Source organism: Brevundimonas naejangsanensis DSM 23858 (assembly GCF_000421705.1).
In the GTDB taxonomy this organism is placed as follows: domain Bacteria; phylum Pseudomonadota; class Alphaproteobacteria; order Caulobacterales; family Caulobacteraceae; genus Brevundimonas; species Brevundimonas naejangsanensis.
In genome coordinates, this window is record NZ_ATXN01000008.1 from 133,482 (window position 1) to 149,579 (window position 16,098).

Below are 16,098 nucleotides of genomic sequence, written 5' to 3' on the forward strand. Positions count from 1 at the left end.
ACATGGCCGGATGACGGGGGCGTCGCCGCCCCCTATGTTCGCGCTATGACCGACGCGCCCGCCGAAATCCCCGCCCGCCCCCTCACTCAAGACGGGCCGCCCCTGCGGCTGTGGATGATCGACGCCTCGGCCTACATCTTCCGCGCCTACCACGCCCTGCCGCCGCTGACGCGCAAGTCGGACGGCCTGCCCGTGGGGGCGGTGCAGGGCTACTGCAACATGCTGTGGAAGCTGCTGAAGGACATGAAGGGCGAGGACGGCCCGACGCACCTGGTCGCCGTCTTCGACCATTCGGAGAAGACCTTCCGCAACGACCTCTACGACCAGTACAAGGCCCACCGCCCCCCGGCGCCCGAAGATCTGGTGCCGCAGTTCCCCCTGGTGCGCGAGGCGACCAAGGCCTTTGGCGTCCACTGCGTCGAGATGGTCGGATACGAAGCCGACGACCTGATCGCCACCTATGCCTGCAAGGCGCGCGACGCGGGCGGCGAGGCGGTGATCGTCAGTTCCGACAAGGACCTGATGCAGCTGATCGGCGACGGCGTGGTCATGTATGACCCGATGAAGGACCGCCGCCTCGAAGAAGAGGCCGTGTTCGAGAAGTTCGGCGTCGCGCCCGACAAGGTGGTCGAGGTTCAGGCCCTGATCGGCGACAGCGTCGACAACGTGCCCGGCGCCCCCGGCATCGGCCCCAAGACGGCGGCCCAGCTGATCCACGAATACGGCGATCTGGACACCCTGCTGGCCCGTGCGGGCGAGATCAAACAGCCCAAGCGCCGCGAGACGCTGATCAATTTCGCCGATCAGATCCGCCTGTCGCGTGAACTGGTCAAGCTGGACTGCGAGGCGCCGATCCCCGAACCGATCGACGACTTCATCATCCGCGACCCGGACCCCGAAACACTGTCGGCCTTCCTGGAGATGATGGAGTTCCGTTCGCTGGCCCGCCGCGTCGGCGACGGCAAGGCGCCGCAGAAGGAAGGCTCCGCCTTCACGCGCCAGCCGACCGCGCCGGTCGCCACGCCGCGCTATGGCCAGACCGAAGTCGCCACCCCGGCCGAAATCCACGCCATCGACCACGACCGCTATGAGTGCGTGCAGACGCTGGAAGACCTTGACCGCTGGATCGCGCGGGCCAAGGCGGCGGGCGTGGTCGGCTTCGACACCGAGACGGACGCCCTGTCCTCGACCCACGCCGGGCTGTGCGGCGTATCGCTGGCGGTCGGCCCGAACGAGGCCTGCTACATCCCCCTGACGCATGAGCATGAACCGACCGGCGACGGCGGGCTGGACTTCGGCGACGGCGGCGACGCGCGCCCGCCCCTGCAACAGATCGACAAGCCGACAGCCCTGGCGCGGCTGAAGACGCTGCTGGAAGACCCGTCGGTGCTGAAGGTCGGCCAGAACATCAAATACGACCTCGCCGTCATGGCTCGGCGCGGGGTGCGCGTCGCCCCGATCGACGACGTGATGCTGATCTCCTACGTGCTGGAGGGCGGACTGCACGGCCACGGCATGGACGAACTGGCGCGCCTGCACCTCGGCCACGAACCGATGACCTTCAAGAGCGTGGCCGGGACCGGCAAGAGCCAGAAAAGCTTCAAGCACGTCGAGCTGAAGTCGGCCGTCTGCTACGCCGCCGAGGACGCGGACGTGACCCTGCGCCTGCATCGCCTGCTGAAGCCGCGTCTGGCCGCCGAGGGCTTGTCGAGCGTCTATGAGACGCTGGAGCGCGGCATGCCCGCCGTCCTGGCCGACATGGAGCGGGCCGGCGTTCGCGTCGACCCGGACCGGCTGCGCTCCCTGTCCTCGACCTTCGGCCAGCGCATGGCCGAGCTGGAGGAGGAGGCGCACAAGCTGGCCGGTCGCCCGTTCAACGTTGGCAGCCCGCGCCAGATCGGCGAGATCCTGTTCGGCGAGATGAACCTGCCGGGCGGCAAGAAGACCGCCAGCGGTCAGTGGGGCACCGACGCCAGCGTGCTGGAGGAGCTGGCTCAGACGCAAGCCCTGCCCCGCACCATCCTGGACTGGCGCCAGTTGTCCAAGCTGAAAGGCACCTATACCGACGCCCTGGTGGCGGCGATGGACCCGCAGACGAACCGGGTCCACACCTCATACCAACTGGCGGCGGCGACGACGGGGCGTCTGGCCTCATCGGACCCCAACCTGCAGAACATCCCGATCCGCACCGAGACGGGACGCCAGATTCGTCAGGCCTTCATCGCCTCTCCGGGCCATGTGCTGATCTCAGCCGACTACAGCCAGATCGAGCTGCGCCTGCTGGCCCACATCGGCGACATTCCCGAGCTGAAGCGCGCCTTCAAGAGCGGCCTCGACATCCACGCGGCGACCGCGTCGGAAATGTTCGGCGTGCCGGTCGAGGGCATGCCCAGCGAGACGCGTCGCCGGGCCAAGGCCATCAACTTCGGCATCATCTACGGCATCAGCGCCTTCGGCCTGGCCGCCCAGCTGGGCATCGATCAGGGCGAGGCCGGAGCCTACATCAAGACCTATTTCGAGCGCTTCCCCGGCATCCGCGCCTACATGGACAGGACCAAGGCGCTGGTGAAGGAGCAGGGCTTCGTCACCACCGTCTTCGGGCGGCGCATCCACATCCCGGCCATCCACTCCAAGTCCGGCGCCGAGCGCCAGTTCGGCGAGCGCGCGGCCATCAACGCCCCGATTCAGGGCGCCGCCGCCGACATCATCCGCCGCGCCATGATCCGCATGCCCGGCGCCCTGCTTGATGCGGGGCTTCAGACCCGGATGCTGCTGCAGGTCCACGACGAACTGGTGTTCGAGGCCCCCGAGGCCGAGGCCGACCGCGCCATCGCCGTCATCCGCCGCATCATGGAAGGCGCCGCCCTGCCTGTCGTCGATCTCAGCGTGCCCCTGGACGTCGAGGCCAAGGCGGCCCCGAACTGGGACGGCGCGCACTAAACCCCTTCTTCAAGCAAGGATCACGACATGAGCCTGGACCCCGAAATCCGCGACAACGAAGAAGCCAAGCGTTACGAGCTGGACATCGACGGCGAGACCGCGGTGGTCATCTACAACCCCGTCGCGGGCGGGCGCCTGATCACCGAAACCCTCGTGCCGGTCCCGCTGGAAGGGCGCGGCATCGCCAGCCGCATGGCCAAACACGTCCTGGCCGATCTGAAGGACAAGGGCCTGCTGATCCTGCCGACGTGCACCTTCTTCTCCAGCTATCTGAGGAAGCACCCGGAATACGCCGATCAGGTGCATCCCACCTATCGGGCCATGCTGGGCCTCTGACGGTCGCTTCGCGCGCCTTGCCCTGCTAGGGCGAGGCGATGAAGTCTTCAGATATCGACGTCCTGATCGTCGGCGCCGGCGCGGCCGGCATGATGTGCGCCATCGAGGCGGGCAAGCGCGGCCGCCGCGTGCGCGTGATCGACCACGCCCGCGCGCCCGGCGAGAAAATCCGCATCTCGGGCGGCGGGCGCTGCAACTTCACCAATCTGGGGACGAGCGGCGCCAACTTCCTGGGCGAGAACCCGCGCTTCGCCCTGTCGGCCCTGCGGCGTTTCACCCAGCACGACTTCATCAAGATGGTCGATCGTCATGGCGTCGCCTGGCATGAGAAAACCCTGGGCCAGCTGTTCTGCGACGACAGCGCCAAACTGATCATCCGTATGCTGACGGATGAGATGAAGGCGGCGGGCGTGACCCTGTCGCTGCGCCTCGGCGTCAAGAGGGTCGAGCGCGCGGGCGAGCGGTTTCAGGTCGATTTGGACGACGGGTCGCGCGTGACGGCGACCTCTCTGGTCGTGGCCAGCGGCGGCAAGTCCATTCCCAAGATGGGGGCCACCGGCTGGGGCTATGAGGTCGCGCGCCGCTTCGGCCTGCGCGTCACCGACACCCGGCCCGCGCTGGTTCCACTGACGTTCGAGCCGGGGCTGCTGGAGCAACTCAAGCCGCTAGCGGGCGTGTCGGTGGACGCCGTGGTCCGCCACAAGGCGCCCAAGGAGACGGGTCCCGGCCGCCCCGCCAAGGAGACCGTCTTCCGCGAGGGCCTGCTGTTCACCCATCGCGGCCTGTCGGGGCCGTCGATCCTGCAGATCAGCTCCTACTGGCGCGAGGGCGAGGCGATCACCGTCGATCTGGCCCCCGACCGCGACGCAGCGGCCGAAATTCTGGCCGCCAAGACCGAAAACGGCAAGCAGGCGGTCCACACAGCCGTCGGCCGCGTCGTGCCCCGCCGCCTGGCCGAAGCCCTGTGCGCGCGCGAAAACCTGTCGGGCAAGCTGGCCGAGGTCGGCGACAAGAAGCTGCGCGCCCTGGCCGAGACGATCAACGCCTGGACGGTCAAGCCGGTCGGCTCTGAGGGCTATCGCACCGCCGAGGTGACGCTGGGCGGGGTCGACACCGCCGCCCTCGATCAACAGACGATGGAGGCCAAGGCGGTCCCCGGCCTGTTCTTCATCGGCGAGGTCGCGGACGTGACCGGCTGGCTGGGCGGCTACAACTTCCAGTGGGCCTGGTCGTCAGGCTGGGCGGCGGGCCAGCACTGCTGATCGAGTAAGGCCTCAGGCCGCCAGTCCGGCCGCCTGCATCAGGGGACGCAGGGCCTGAACCGCCTGCGGCTCGGCGCTGAGGGCGGCGCGGACGTCGGGGGCGCGCATCAGGCGCAGCGCCTCGGCGCGGGCGCGCTCCGCGACCGGTCCGCTCGGCCCCGTCTCCCCCGCCGCCAGACGCAGAAGGACCGCCAGCTTTTGCGGGACCGGAGCAGGCGCGCGGGCCAGTTGAGCCGTGAGCCGGGCATCGGCCTCGATCGAACCTCCGACGGCCCCGAGGGCCTCCACCACGCCCTGCGTCTCGCGCTCGAACAGTCCGGCCTTGCGCACGCCGCGCTGAAGCTCGGCCAGAGCCATCAGCCGCTGTCCCGGCGGCGTCGCGCCGGGCGTCCGGGCCCGCATTTCCGTCTCGAAACGCAGGGAGGCGACGCAGGCGTCCAGCCAGCGCGCGGCCGCCCGCTTATTGGCGCCGCCGGTGACGTTTTCACACAGGCGCGTCAGCCGCTCGGCTTCCGACAGGACGCTGGCGCAATCCTTGACATAGGCGGCGACGAAATCGGCCGCGACCAGCCCTTTCGACCGCTCGATGAAGGCGGTCTGCACCTCTTCCAGCGTCAGCAGACGCCCCGCCGTGGCCGTCAGCGCCATCGCCAGGACGCGCAGGATCTCGATCTCGCCGACCGCGTCGCCGGGCCGCAGGCGGCGCTGGCTCATCAGTTCGCGCAGCACCATGCGCGCCAGAGAGGCGGCCAGCAGGGGAAACTCGCCCGCCGCCAGTCGTTCGCCCAGACGCCGCACCGGCCCCTCGATCGGCGGGGCCAGAAGGCTGAGGCGCGCGTCCTGCGCCAGGACGGCGTCCACTTCGCGCGGGGCGGCCATGCGCACCACCGCCGCCAGGCTGGCGCCTTGATCCAACCCCGGCCCCAGCACCTGGGCCAGGCCGTGACGGGAGCCCAGAAGCTCGCACAGAATCTGCTCCACCGGCACCAGCACCAGGGCGCGCGGAGCGCCTTCGGCCGGAGCCTGATCGCAGATGTCCATCAGCCGCTCGACCCGCGCCCGCGCGCCGGGCAGGCCGCGCAGGGCGCCCGCCACCGCTCCGCCCATGATAAAGGCCCGGTCCGCCGCGCCCTGAAGCGCCAGGGCCGTCGCCGCGACCGGCCGATCCTCAAAGCTGGGAAATTGCTTCTTGCGCCCGGTGGTCAGCAGCCGCTCGATCGCCTGTTCGGCCAAGCGCTGATAGTGGCGCATCAGGTCGTGCACCGACTGGCCGGGGATGGCCTGCGCCTCGGGCACGGCGATCTTCTGAATCGCGTGCTGAAGCTCGACGCCGGACGCCTCCAGCCGCTCGGCCAGATCGGGGCGGTGCAGCAGTTCGAACGCCGTCGCGCCCTGACGGTTGAGCCAGTCCTCCAGCACCCGGCCGATGGTCTCGCGCGCATGGGGGGCGTACAGGTCGCCGACGCCGCGACAGGCCGGGCCGCGCTGATCGACGGCGGGCGGGCGCTTGCGCGACAGTTCCGGCGCGCCGCGCGTCAGGATGATGACGCTGGCGAACTCCATCGTCTCGGGGTCCAGCGTCTCCTTGGTGACGCGCACGGCGACCGCCTCGCGATCCCGCAGCAGGTCCTCGGCGGCGTCGACGGCCTGACGACGATCCTGCACCGCCTGATGCAGGGACCAGTCGGCCGGCGCCGTGCGGCGGATGTAGATTTCGTAATGAACAGGACCGGCCATGACGCCCTTCGCAAGCACAGACGCCTATCCTGCGCCCCCAAGCTTAAGGTCGGGTTTCGCTTTTGACTCCGGTGGTTGAAAGCCGCGACGACGCGCTCCATTTTGTGTGAACGTAAAGTCACCACGATCGAGTAGAACAGTTACGCTTGCCGTGCGTTGTGCAGACGACGGCGGACCGGACGTTCCCCGCCCGCACTAAGGAGAAGCCCTTGGCCAACATCACTCTGGTCGACGACGACGAGAACATCGTCGCCTCCGTCTCCCTGGCTCTGGAAAGCCACGGCCACACGGTGACCGCCTATCACGACGGCGCCTCGGGCCTGGAAGCGCTGGAGACGACCCCGCCTGACCTGGCGATCCTGGACGTGAAGATGCCGCGCATGGACGGCATGGAAGTGCTGCGCCGCCTGCGCCAGACCTCCGCCCTGCCGGTCATCATGCTGACGTCGAAGGACGAGGAGATCGACGAGATCCTCGGCTTCAACCTCGGCGCCGACGACTATATCCACAAACCCTTCAGCCAGCGTCTGCTGATCGAACGGGTGAAGGCCCTGCTGCGCCGCGCCGGCGTCGAAGGCCTGGACCCCATCGACCCGGCCGCCGCCGAAGCCGGCAAGGCGATCAAGCGCGGCAAGCTGTCGATGGACCCGGCGCGCCACGAATCGACCTGGGACGGCAAGCCGGTGAAGCTGACCGTCACCGAGTTCCTGCTGCTTCAGGCCCTGGCCCAGCGCCCCGGTTTCGTGAAGAGCCGCGACAACCTTATGGACGCCGCCTATGACGATCAGGTCTATGTCGACGACCGCACCATCGACAGCCATGTGAAACGGATGCGAAAGAAGTTCCGCATGGTCGACCCTGAGTTCGACGCTATCGAGACCCTGTATGGCGTCGGATACCGCTACCGCGAGAGCTGAACCTGAAACCGTCCGGGCGCGGCGCCGATTCCGCTTCGGCGGATCGCGCCTGGGCGGATTCATCCTGGCCCTCAATCTTCTCAGCCTGCTGATCCTGTTCGGCGGCGCCCTGCTGCTGAACGAATGGCGGCGGGGGCTGATCGAGGCGCGTCAGGAATCCCTCGGCGTCCAGGCCGAGCTTTTGTCCAACGTTCTGGGCGAACTGGGCATCACCCAGGGCGATCCCTATCCCATGCTGGATGATCGGGCGGCCGCATTGTGGCTGCGCGACAACTTCATTCCGGCGGGCCAGCGCGCCCGGCTGTTCGACGTCGACGGCATCGAGGTGTCCGACTCCTACCGGGTCAGCGACACCATTCCAGGCGCGCCCCTCCCCCCCGCCCATCCGGCCGGGACGGCCCTGGCCTCCGACGAGCCCTCGCCGCGCGAGAAAGCGCGCCTGGCCCGCGCCAACGCTGAACTGTCGGCCGAAGTGGAGCGCGCGCTTACGGGCGCCCCCCAGGCGTCCCTGCGTCGCAATGAAGAAGGCGAGCGCGTCGTCTCCGTCTCCCTGCCTGTGCGCCATGTGCAGCAGGTTCTGGGCGTGCTGACGCTGGAGGCCGGCGACGTCAACGCCACCCTGGACGCCCAGCGCCGCGCCCTAATGCCGTTCGCCCTGGTCGCCCTGGCGGTGAACCTGCTGGCGTCCCTGGTGCTGCACCTGTTCGTGGCCCGGCCGGTCATGCGGCTGTCGGCGGCGGCGGATCAGGTGCGTCTGCAACGCGCCCGCGCCATCTCCCTGCCCGACCTGGAAGACCGCAAGGACGAAATCGGCGACCTGGCCCGCGCGTTGGAATCGATGACCGACACCCTGTCGACGCGGATGGACGCCATCGAACGCTTCGCCGCCGATGTGTCGCACGAAATCAAGAACCCGCTGACGTCGATCCGTTCGGCGCTGGAGACCCTGCCTCTGGTCAAGACCGAGGAGCAGCGCGCGCGCCTGACCAATCTGCTGCAGCAGGACGTGCGGCGTCTGGACCGTCTGATCACCGACATCTCCAACGCCTCACGCCTGGACGCCGAACTGTCGCGCGACCGACCACGCGCCATCGACCTGAACGAACTGCTGGGCGACATCATCGGCGTCTATGAGGCCGGTCGAAAACCCGATGAGCCGACCGTGCGCTTTACGGCAGCGACCGAAAATGCCCGCGTCATGGGCCGCGACGTGCCGCTGGGTCAGGTGTTCCGCAATCTGATCGACAACGCCCGCTCGTTCAGCCCGGCTGACGGCGAGGTGCGCGTCAGTCTGTCTCGCGACGACAGCCAGCCCGATCTGCCGCTGCGTATCCGCATCGACGACGACGGCCCCGGCGTTCCCGCCGAGAATCTGGAGACGGTGTTCGAGCGCTTCTACACCTCGCGGCCCAAGGGCACGGCCTTCGGCGCCAACTCGGGGCTGGGCCTGTCCATCGTGCGCCAGATCGTCGACGCCCACGGCGGCCGGGTTCGCGCCGAGAACCGCAAGGGCGAAGACGGCGCCGTGCTGGGGGCCCGCTTCGAAGTCAGCCTGCCCGCCGTCGGCAAGCGCGCATGACCCCCGCCCGCCAGCCCGTCCACGCCAGCGTCGTCGCCGCCCGCACGTCGCAGGGGTGGCGCGGCGTGCTAATCCAGGGACCGTCGGGCTCAGGCAAGAGCGACCTGGCGCTGCGGCTGATGCAGGACGGGTGGCGGCTGGTCGGCGACGACTGGGTGGATGTCTTCGCCTGTCGCGGCGCCCTGTACGCGGCCGTACCCGACACCATCGCCGGCCGGATGGAGGTGCGCGGCGTCGGCATCGTCACCCGGCCTTTCCGCCCCTCTACGCGCCTGGCCCTCGCCCTGCGCCTGACCCGCGAACCGGTCGAGCGTCTGCCGCAGCCGACCTGGCGGACCATAGAGGGCGTGTCCCTGCCTCAGCTTGATCTGGACCCGCGACCGGCCTCGGCGGCGGCCGTCGCAATGGCCGCCCTTCACGCCGTTTCCGCGATGGCGCCGCCCGCTCTTTGATCCGCGCCGCGATTGCCCTATGAAATGAGGCTTGTCGCTCGCGCAAGCGAGCAGGGGATGTCTTTGGTGAAGCCTATATGATCGGGCTGGTGATCGTCACCCACGGGGGCCTGGCCTCTGAATTCCTGTCGGCGATGGAGCATGTGGTGGGGCCTCAGCGCGGCGTCGCCGCCATCTGTATCGGCCCCGAAGACGACATGGAGCGGCGCCGCCGCGACATCGTCGACGCCGCCGCCGCCGTCGATGAGGGCGAGGGCGTGATCCTGCTGACCGACATGTTCGGCGGCACCCCGTCCAATCTGGCCATCTCGGTCATGGAGCAGACCGGCGCCGAGGTGATCGCCGGGCTGAACCTGCCCATGCTGATCAAACTGGCCAGCGTACGCGGCCGCGAAAGCCTTGAGGCCTGCGTGGCCCATGCTCAGGACGCCGGGCGCAAATATATCTCGGTCGCCTCCTGGGTCCTGGCGGGCGAAAAATGACCGACACGGCCGATCCAGCCTCCAGCGCGACGGCGACCCTGAACATCTGCAACCAGCGCGGTCTGCACGCCCGCGCCTCGGCCAAATTCGTCAAGCTGGCCTCGGAATTCGAATCCGAGATTCAGGTCACGCGCGACGGGGTGAGCGTGGACGCCCGCTCGATCATGGGCCTGTTGATGCTGGGGGCGGGGATCGGTTGCGACGTGGAGGTGAAGGCACAGGGGCGCGACGCCCCGGAGGCCGTGGCCGCCCTTACCGATCTTGTGGCGCGTCGCTTCGACGAGGATCAGTAATCACGTCCGGCGGCGTCCGGACCACGCCCGCGCACTCGCCTTCCAGCGGCACCCTAACGCCGTCGCCTGACCGATCCGTGCGGTCGCGGAACAGAGCCGCACGGGCCAGAATGATCAGCGTCACCGGCGTCGTCGCCGTGAAGAAGACCGCCGCGAGCAGTTCCACCGGCATGAACCGCCCCTCGGCCCCGGTGAAATAGACGACCGAGCCGCACAAGACCGCGAACATGCCCAGCGTCGCCCCCAGAGTCGGGGCATGAACCCGCTCATAGAAGGTCTGCAGCCGCACAAGACCAAGCGCGCCGATGAAGGTCAGCCCGGCGCCGAACAGCACCAGCCCCGCCGCCAGCAGGGCCGCCCAGGCCGGGACATTGGCTGGAAAGCCGCTCATTCGATCACCTCGCCGCGCATCAGAAATTTGGCCAGAGCGACCGAAGAGGTGAAGCCCAGCATGCCGATGATCACGGCCGCATAGAAATACTGCTGGGTTCCCGTCCGCACGCCAAAGGCGACGATCAGCAGCATCCCGGCCTGATAAAGGGTGTCCAGTCCCAGGATGCGGTCCTGGGCGCGCGGACCCTTGGCGATGCGCCACACCCCGATCAGGGCCGCGCCCGCCAGAAACAGCTGCGCCACGACCAGCGCCCAGTAGAAGACGGCGCCGCTCATTCGAAAATCTCCATCAGACGGCGCTCATAACGATTCTTGATGCGCTCCGCCCAGTCGTCCCCATCCTGAAGGTCGAGGATGTGAAGCAGGAGCACGCCGGTCGCGTCCTCATACTCCACCCAGATCGTACCCGGCGTGCTGGTGATGACCACCGCCAGAACCGCCAAGCCATAGCGATCACGCATCTCCAGCGGAATGTGAACAAAGCCCGAGACGCGTTTGTCGCCCGACGGGTTCAGACCCAGTACGACCAGCGCCACCTCCCAGTTGGAACGGATGATGTCGCGCGTGACGACCACGGCGAAGCTCAGCAAAGTCAGCGGCTTTCTTAGCCGCACCGGCTCGACATCCAGCACGCGCATGATCTGAGGCGCCGCCAGAGCCATCAGCAGGGCCAGAGCCAGGGACGGCGGCGCCGTCGAGCCGCTGAGCAGCAGCGAGGCCCCGAACAGTCCCAGCGACAGTATGGGGTGAGGCAGAACCGCCCGGATCATGCGCCGCCTCCCAGCACTGCGCGGATATAGGCGTCAGGCCGCACCAGCCAATCGGCGGTGTGGTCGGCGTAGGTAAAGCCCGCCTCGCCAAAAACCGCCAGGAACAGGCAGGCCGCCAGCAGGCCCGCAATGGCCACGCCCTCGGCGGCGCCGACGACGATCGCCGGCTCAGCGTCGTCATCGCGCGCCCACAGCGCCGCCATGCCCAGCCGCGTCAGACCAATCAGCGCGCCCAGAGAGGCCAAGGACAGGGCCGCGATCACTCCGTACCCAGCCCAGCCGCCGAGACCCGACAGGGCCTCCATCATGGCCAGTTTGCCGATGAAGCCCGCCAGGGGCGGCAGGCCGGCGATCATCAGGGTCGAGATCAGGAAGGCTCCGCCCAAAGCCGCCACCGCCGCGGGAATGACCAGACCCGGCTCATTGCGCTCTTCGTCGTCAAAGGGATCGAAATATTCATCGTCGAAGACGGCGCGGCCCGAGCGGGCGCCCAGATCCTGGCCCCGGTTCAGCACCTCTGCCAGCATGAAAAGGGCGCCGCAGGCCAGGGTCGAGCCGACCAGATAGAAAACCGCTCCCCCCAAGACGTCGGCGTTACCGGTCCCGACCGCCGCCAGCACCGTGCCCGAAGAGACGATGACGGCGTAGGCCGCCGCGATCGACAGGTCGCGCGCCGCGATCAGGCCCGCCGTGCCGAAGCCGATGGTCGCCAGCCCGCCCAGCAGGATCCACAACTGGCCGAACCCGGCCGAGTCGCCGCTGTCGGGCGCGAACAGCAGGAAGCTGAGACGGATGATCACATAGGCGCCGACCTTGGACAGGATGGCGAAGACGGCCGCCGCCGGCGCGCTGGCCGCCGAATAGGTGGTGGTCAGCCAGAAGCCGAGCGGCCACATGGCGCATTTGGTCAGGAAGGCCACGCCCAGCACGGCCGCCCCGACGTGGAACAGGCCCCGGTCCGCCGCGGCGATCTGGGGGATGCGCACAGCCAGATCAGCCATGTTGAGGGTGCCGGTCACGCCGTAGATCAGGCTGACCCCGATCAGGAACAGCATGGAAGCCGTCAGGTTGACGGCGATATAGGCCAGCCCGGCGCGAATCCGCGCCTCGCCCGAACCATGCAGGGCCAGGCCGTAGGAAGCCGCCAGCATGATCTCGAAGAAGACGAAGAGGTTGAACAGGTCGCCGGTCAGGAAGGCCCCGTTGACGCCCATGACCAGCAGCAGGAACAGGGCGTGGAAACGCGGCCCGGCCCGGTCCCATCGCGCCAGGGCGAAGATCATTGAACAGGCGCCCAGCACGCTGGTCAGGGCCACCATCAGCGTCGACAGACGATCCGCCACCAGGACGATGCCGAACGGCGCCGGCCAGTCGCCCAGTTGATAGACGCGGGCGGTGTCGCCGCCGCCCGCCGCCCCGGTCGCGCTTTCATGCAGCAGGGCCAGGGCCATGACCAGGATGGCGGCCATGGCGAACAGGCTGAGGCCGCCCTTCAGCAGACGGCGCCGCTCGTCAAACAGCAGCATGGCCGCGGCGATGACCATGGGCAGAACAATCGGCCCGATGATCAGATGTTCCTGCCAATCGGTCATTCGGGCGTCTCCTGTCCGTCGACGTGGTCGCTGCCCGTCTCGCCGCGCGAGGCCAGCAACACGACCAGGAACAGGGCCGTCAGGGCGAAGCTGATGACGATGGCCGTCAGCACCAGAGCCTGAGGCGTCGGGTCGGCGTAGAGGGCCGGATCCTCGGCGCCCTTGCTGGTGAAGGCCGCCGCGCCCGAACGCAGCCGCCCCATGGAGAAGATGAACAGGTTGACTGCATAGGAGACCAGCGACAGGCCGATGACGACCTGAAAGGTGCGCGGGCGCAGCATCAGCCACACCCCCGAGGCGGTCAGCACGCCGATGGCCAGGGCCAGGACGATCTGGGTCATTGCGCCCCTCCCTTCTGCTCGGCCTCTGCCTCAGCCTCGGCTTCCTCGATGCGCGCGCGGCGCAGCGACTGGTGAGCCAGGGCGACCAGCACCAGAACGGTGGCGCCGACCACCAGCACCACCACGCCCAGGTCGAACAGCACGGCGCTGGCCAGCGGCACACGGCCCAGCAGCGGCAGGTCGGCGTATTGGAAATAGGAGGTCAGGAACGGTTGGTCGAAAATCCAGCCCACGGCGCCGCTGATCGCGGCGATCAACAGACCGACGCCGATCCAGATGATCGGGCGGATCTCAAGCCGCTCCTCCACCCAGCGGGCGCCAGACGCCATATATTGCAGGATGAAGGCGATCGACAGCGCAACCCCTGCAGCGAAGCCCCCGCCCGGCAGGTCGTGCCCGCGCAGAAACAGATGCACGGCCAGAAGGATGATGAAGGGGAAGAGCCAGCGCATCACCACGCCGGGGATCAGCATGGTGTCGCTGAGGGTGTCGCCCTCGCTGCGGCCTTCGCGGGCGCGGTCAGACGCATCCTGGACGCGTTTCTGCATCGGCTGGGACAGGCTGTCGCTGGCCGGGCGGAAGCGGCGCAGCAGGGCCAGCACCGTCAGGCCGACGACGCCCAGGACGGTGATCTCGCCAAAGGTGTCAAAGGCCCGGAAGTCCACCAGGATGACATTGACGACGTTGCGGCCGCCCGCCTCCTCATAGGCCTTCTCGACGAAGAAGCGCGACACCCCCTCGACCGGCGGCCGCACCATGACGGCCCAGGAGATCAGAGCCACGCCCGCCCCGGCGAAGATGGCGATGCCTCGATCCAGCCGACGACGCCAGCGCGCACGGCGCTTCTCGGACTCGGGCACATGGATCTCGGCCAGCCGCTTGGGCAGCCAGCGCAGGCCCAGCAGCAGCAGCACCGTGGTCACCACCTCGACCACCAGCTGGGTCAGGGCCAGATCCGGCGCCGACAGCCAGACGAAGGTCAGACAACTGGCCAGCCCCGCCCCGCCCATCAGAATGACAGCGGCGAGGCGATGGTATTTGGCCTGCCAGGCCGCGGCCAGGGCGCAGGCGCCGCCTGCCAGCCACAGGGCGGCGAAGGCCAGGTTGTGCGCCTGGGGTACGCGGAACTCGGGCCAGGTGAGGACGAAACCGCCCGCCGCCGCCACAGCCGCCGAAAGCAGGGCTGTCAGCAGGATCAGGCGCAGCTGCGGCTGCAGGCGCTGCGCGCCCAGGTGGCGCACGATCCACTGCGACAGGTCCATCAGCATGACCTGGGAGCGCTCGAACAGATAGCCGCCGTTGAGCCGCTTCATGCCCCAGGGTCCGCCGCGCGGATTGGCGTTCAGCGCCTTGCCGAAGACGACATAGAGGCCGATCCCGCCCGCCATGGCGATGACGCTGAGCAGCAGCGGCAGATTGAAGCCGTGCCACAGGGCCAGGCTGTAATAGGGCAGGTCGAAGCCGAGCATGGTCACGGCCGCGCTGCGCAGAAAGGGCCCCACGGTGACCGCCGGGAAGACCCCGACCAGCAGACACAGGGCCACCAGCACCTCGACCGGGCGCCGCATCCAGCCGGGCGGCTCATGCGGGACACGGTCCAGCTCTGTCGGCGGCGGGCCGAAGAAGGTCGTATGAATGAAGCGAAGCGAATAGAGCACGCTGAAGGCGCTCGCCAGGGTCGCCAGCACCGGCAGGGCCTGGTTCAACGCCGAGGTCTGGGTGCTGGCCAGGGCCTCGGCCAGGAACATCTCCTTGGACAGGAAACCGTTCAGCAGGGGCACGCCCGCCATGGCGGCGGCGGCGACCATGGCCAGGGTGGCGGTGATCGGCATGAAGCGGATCAAACCGCTGAGCTTGCGCATGTCGCGCGAGCCGGCCTCGTGGTCGATGATGCCCGCCGCCATGAACAGCGAGGCCTTGAAGGTGGCGTGGTTGATGGTGTGGAAGATGGCGGCGATGGCCCCCAGGTCCGACCCCAGCCCCAGCAGCAGACAGATCAGGCCCAGATGGCTGATGGTCGAATAGGCCAGCAGGCCCTTCAGGTCGTGCTGGAAGATGGCGCACCAGGCGCCGACCAGCAGGGTCGTCAGCCCCAAGCCGCCGACCACGAAATACCACATCTCGGTCTCGCCGAAGACGGGCCAGAACCGCATCAGCAGGAAGACGCCCGCCTTCACCATCGTCGCCGAGTGCAGATAAGCGCTGACCGGCGTCGGCGCCGCCATCGCGCGCGGCAGCCAGATATGGAAGGGGAACTGGGCGCTCTTGGTCAGGGCCCCGATCAGGATCAGACCCAGAGCGACCGGATAGAGGGGGCTGGCCAGGATGACGTCGCGCGCGGCGATGACGGCGTCCAGCTCATAGCTGCCGACGATGCGGCCGATCAGGATCATGCCGACCAGCAGGGCCACCCCGCCCGTGGCGGTGATGGTCAGCGCCATGCGCGCGCCCTCGCGCGCTGAAGCGTTCTGGTGCCAGTAGCCGATCAACAGGAAGGAAAAGAGGCTGGTCAGCTCCCAGAAGACCACCAGTTGGATCAGATTGCCCGACAGCACCACGCCCTGCATGGCGCCCATGAAGGCCAGCAGGAAGGAAAAGAAGCGCGGCACCGGATCCTTCGGCGACATGTAGTAGCGCGCATACAGCACCACGAGGGCGCCGATCCCCAGGATCAGCGCGCTGAACACCCAGGACAGGCCGTCCAGCCGAATGGTGAAATTCACCCCCAGGGACGGCAGCCACGCCAGCGTCAGCTTCAACACCTCGCCGTCCTGGAATCGGGGCCAGAGCACCGCCAGACAGCCAACGCTGATCAGGGCGATGATCCACGACAGAGCAGCCGCAGAGGTCCGCGCGTGACGCGGCAGCCCCGAGGCGATCATGGCCCCGACGAAGGGCAGGACGAGTATAATTAGCAGGAGGAAGCTGGCGGGCACGGGCGTGTCGATCATCTCCGATAGGTTGTGGGACGGCGCTGCGGAGGACGCCCCACGCGCCTCACCGT

General features: G+C 68.4%; 15 protein-coding genes. 8 read left to right on the plus strand and 7 right to left on the minus strand.

Going from position 1 to position 16,098, the window contains the following annotated elements; genetic code table 11:
- The first annotated feature begins 45 nt into the window (after nucleotides 1-45).
- Genes polA through H556_RS0114895 form a run of 3 tightly spaced genes read left to right on the plus strand, consistent with a single transcriptional unit; the run spans nucleotide 46 to nucleotide 4,538 of the window.
- Entirely contained in the window at nucleotides 46-2,940 is a 2,895-nt protein-coding gene (gene polA / locus H556_RS0114885) for a DNA polymerase I (RefSeq protein ID WP_024355203.1), read from the plus strand.
- Between the two features lie 27 nt (nucleotides 2,941-2,967).
- The gene (locus tag H556_RS0114890; protein ID WP_024355204.1) at nucleotides 2,968-3,276 is read left to right on the plus strand and encodes a GNAT family N-acetyltransferase; all 309 of its coding nucleotides are present in this window, start codon (nucleotides 2,968-2,970) and stop codon (nucleotides 3,274-3,276) included.
- A 38-nt stretch (nucleotides 3,277-3,314) separates the two neighbouring features.
- Nucleotides 3,315-4,538: a BaiN/RdsA family NAD(P)/FAD-dependent oxidoreductase gene (locus tag H556_RS0114895; protein WP_024355205.1), complete on the plus strand. Its 1,224-nt coding sequence runs from the start codon at nucleotides 3,315-3,317 to the stop codon at nucleotides 4,536-4,538.
- A 12-nt stretch (nucleotides 4,539-4,550) separates the two neighbouring features.
- On the opposite strand, the gene H556_RS0114900 is transcribed toward H556_RS0114895, so the two are convergent.
- A complete protein-coding gene (locus H556_RS0114900) occupies nucleotides 4,551-6,275 on the minus strand; it encodes a hypothetical protein (protein ID WP_024355206.1) in 1,725 nt (574 codons plus the stop codon).
- Nucleotides 6,276-6,484: 209 nt separating this feature from the next.
- On the opposite strand from H556_RS0114900, the gene H556_RS0114905 reads away from it, so the two are divergent.
- The 5 genes from H556_RS0114905 to H556_RS0114925 all read left to right on the plus strand — a co-directional run bounded on the left by H556_RS0114905 (nucleotide 6,485) and on the right by H556_RS0114925 (nucleotide 9,998).
- Nucleotides 6,485-7,192: a response regulator transcription factor gene (locus H556_RS0114905; RefSeq protein ID WP_024355207.1), complete on the plus strand. Its 708-nt coding sequence runs from the start codon at nucleotides 6,485-6,487 to the stop codon at nucleotides 7,190-7,192.
- On the plus strand, nucleotides 7,161-8,771 hold the full coding sequence (locus tag H556_RS0114910; protein WP_024355208.1) for an ATP-binding protein: 1,611 nt from the start codon (nucleotides 7,161-7,163) through the stop codon (nucleotides 8,769-8,771). Before H556_RS0114905 ends, H556_RS0114910 begins: the two co-directional genes overlap by 32 nt.
- On the plus strand, nucleotides 8,768-9,223 hold the full coding sequence (locus H556_RS0114915) for an HPr kinase/phosphorylase (RefSeq protein WP_024355209.1): 456 nt from the start codon (nucleotides 8,768-8,770) through the stop codon (nucleotides 9,221-9,223). The genes H556_RS0114910 and H556_RS0114915 overlap by 4 nt, the downstream gene beginning before the upstream one ends.
- Before the next feature lie 77 nt (nucleotides 9,224-9,300).
- A complete protein-coding gene (locus tag H556_RS0114920) occupies nucleotides 9,301-9,705 on the plus strand; it encodes a PTS sugar transporter subunit IIA (RefSeq protein ID WP_024355210.1) in 405 nt (134 codons plus the stop codon).
- Nucleotides 9,702-9,998, plus strand: a complete 297-nt coding sequence (locus H556_RS0114925) for an HPr family phosphocarrier protein (RefSeq protein WP_024355211.1) — start codon at nucleotides 9,702-9,704, stop codon at nucleotides 9,996-9,998. The genes H556_RS0114920 and H556_RS0114925 overlap by 4 nt, the downstream gene beginning before the upstream one ends.
- Here H556_RS0114925 and mnhG read toward each other — a convergent pair.
- The 6 genes from mnhG to H556_RS0114955 are packed head-to-tail and all read right to left on the minus strand — an operon-like array spanning nucleotide 9,958 to nucleotide 16,045.
- Entirely contained in the window at nucleotides 9,958-10,389 is a 432-nt protein-coding gene (gene mnhG, locus H556_RS0114930; protein ID WP_024355212.1) for a monovalent cation/H(+) antiporter subunit G, read from the minus strand. The genes H556_RS0114925 and mnhG overlap by 41 nt on opposite strands.
- Complete coding sequence (locus tag H556_RS0114935) at nucleotides 10,386-10,667, minus strand: K+/H+ antiporter subunit F (protein ID WP_003169845.1); 282 nt, start codon at nucleotides 10,665-10,667, stop codon at nucleotides 10,386-10,388. The genes mnhG and H556_RS0114935 overlap by 4 nt, the downstream gene beginning before the upstream one ends.
- Complete coding sequence (locus H556_RS0114940; protein ID WP_029673695.1) at nucleotides 10,664-11,161, minus strand: Na+/H+ antiporter subunit E; 498 nt, start codon at nucleotides 11,159-11,161, stop codon at nucleotides 10,664-10,666. Before H556_RS0114940 ends, H556_RS0114935 begins: the two co-directional genes overlap by 4 nt.
- The gene (locus H556_RS0114945; protein ID WP_024355214.1) at nucleotides 11,158-12,753 is read right to left on the minus strand and encodes a monovalent cation/H+ antiporter subunit D; all 1,596 of its coding nucleotides are present in this window, start codon (nucleotides 12,751-12,753) and stop codon (nucleotides 11,158-11,160) included. The genes H556_RS0114940 and H556_RS0114945 overlap by 4 nt, the downstream gene beginning before the upstream one ends.
- Entirely contained in the window at nucleotides 12,750-13,094 is a 345-nt protein-coding gene (locus H556_RS0114950) for a Na+/H+ antiporter subunit C (protein WP_003169848.1), read from the minus strand. The genes H556_RS0114945 and H556_RS0114950 overlap by 4 nt, the downstream gene beginning before the upstream one ends.
- Complete coding sequence (locus H556_RS0114955) at nucleotides 13,091-16,045, minus strand: monovalent cation/H+ antiporter subunit A (RefSeq protein ID WP_051130291.1); 2,955 nt, start codon at nucleotides 16,043-16,045, stop codon at nucleotides 13,091-13,093. Before H556_RS0114955 ends, H556_RS0114950 begins: the two co-directional genes overlap by 4 nt.
- Nucleotides 16,046-16,098: the final 53 nt, after the last annotated feature.

What these genes read in the sequence shown, in the direction of transcription:
- H556_RS0114950 (WP_003169848.1), bottom strand. Translation starts at nt 13,094, where the DNA reads ATGACCCAGATCGTCCTGGCCCTGGCCATCGGCGTGCTGACCGCCTCG.
- H556_RS0114925 (WP_024355211.1), top strand. Translation starts at nt 9,702, where the DNA reads ATGACCGACACGGCCGATCCAGCCTCCAGCGCGACGGCGACCCTGAAC.
- H556_RS0114955 (WP_051130291.1), bottom strand. Translation starts at nt 16,045, where the DNA reads ATGATCGACACGCCCGTGCCCGCCAGCTTCCTCCTGCTAATTATACTC.
- H556_RS0114890 (WP_024355204.1), top strand. Translation starts at nt 2,968, where the DNA reads ATGAGCCTGGACCCCGAAATCCGCGACAACGAAGAAGCCAAGCGTTAC.
- H556_RS0114900 (WP_024355206.1), bottom strand. Translation starts at nt 6,275, where the DNA reads ATGGCCGGTCCTGTTCATTACGAAATCTACATCCGCCGCACGGCGCCG.
- H556_RS0114940 (WP_029673695.1), bottom strand. Translation starts at nt 11,161, where the DNA reads ATGATCCGGGCGGTTCTGCCTCACCCCATACTGTCGCTGGGACTGTTC.
- H556_RS0114935 (WP_003169845.1), bottom strand. Translation starts at nt 10,667, where the DNA reads ATGAGCGGCGCCGTCTTCTACTGGGCGCTGGTCGTGGCGCAGCTGTTT.
- polA (WP_024355203.1), top strand. Translation starts at nt 46, where the DNA reads ATGACCGACGCGCCCGCCGAAATCCCCGCCCGCCCCCTCACTCAAGAC.
- H556_RS0114945 (WP_024355214.1), bottom strand. Translation starts at nt 12,753, where the DNA reads ATGACCGATTGGCAGGAACATCTGATCATCGGGCCGATTGTTCTGCCC.
- mnhG (WP_024355212.1), bottom strand. Translation starts at nt 10,389, where the DNA reads ATGAGCGGCTTTCCAGCCAATGTCCCGGCCTGGGCGGCCCTGCTGGCG.
- H556_RS0114920 (WP_024355210.1), top strand. Translation starts at nt 9,301, where the DNA reads ATGATCGGGCTGGTGATCGTCACCCACGGGGGCCTGGCCTCTGAATTC.
- H556_RS0114895 (WP_024355205.1), top strand. Translation starts at nt 3,315, where the DNA reads ATGAAGTCTTCAGATATCGACGTCCTGATCGTCGGCGCCGGCGCGGCC.
- H556_RS0114915 (WP_024355209.1), top strand. Translation starts at nt 8,768, where the DNA reads ATGACCCCCGCCCGCCAGCCCGTCCACGCCAGCGTCGTCGCCGCCCGC.
- H556_RS0114910 (WP_024355208.1), top strand. Translation starts at nt 7,161, where the DNA reads ATGGCGTCGGATACCGCTACCGCGAGAGCTGAACCTGAAACCGTCCGG.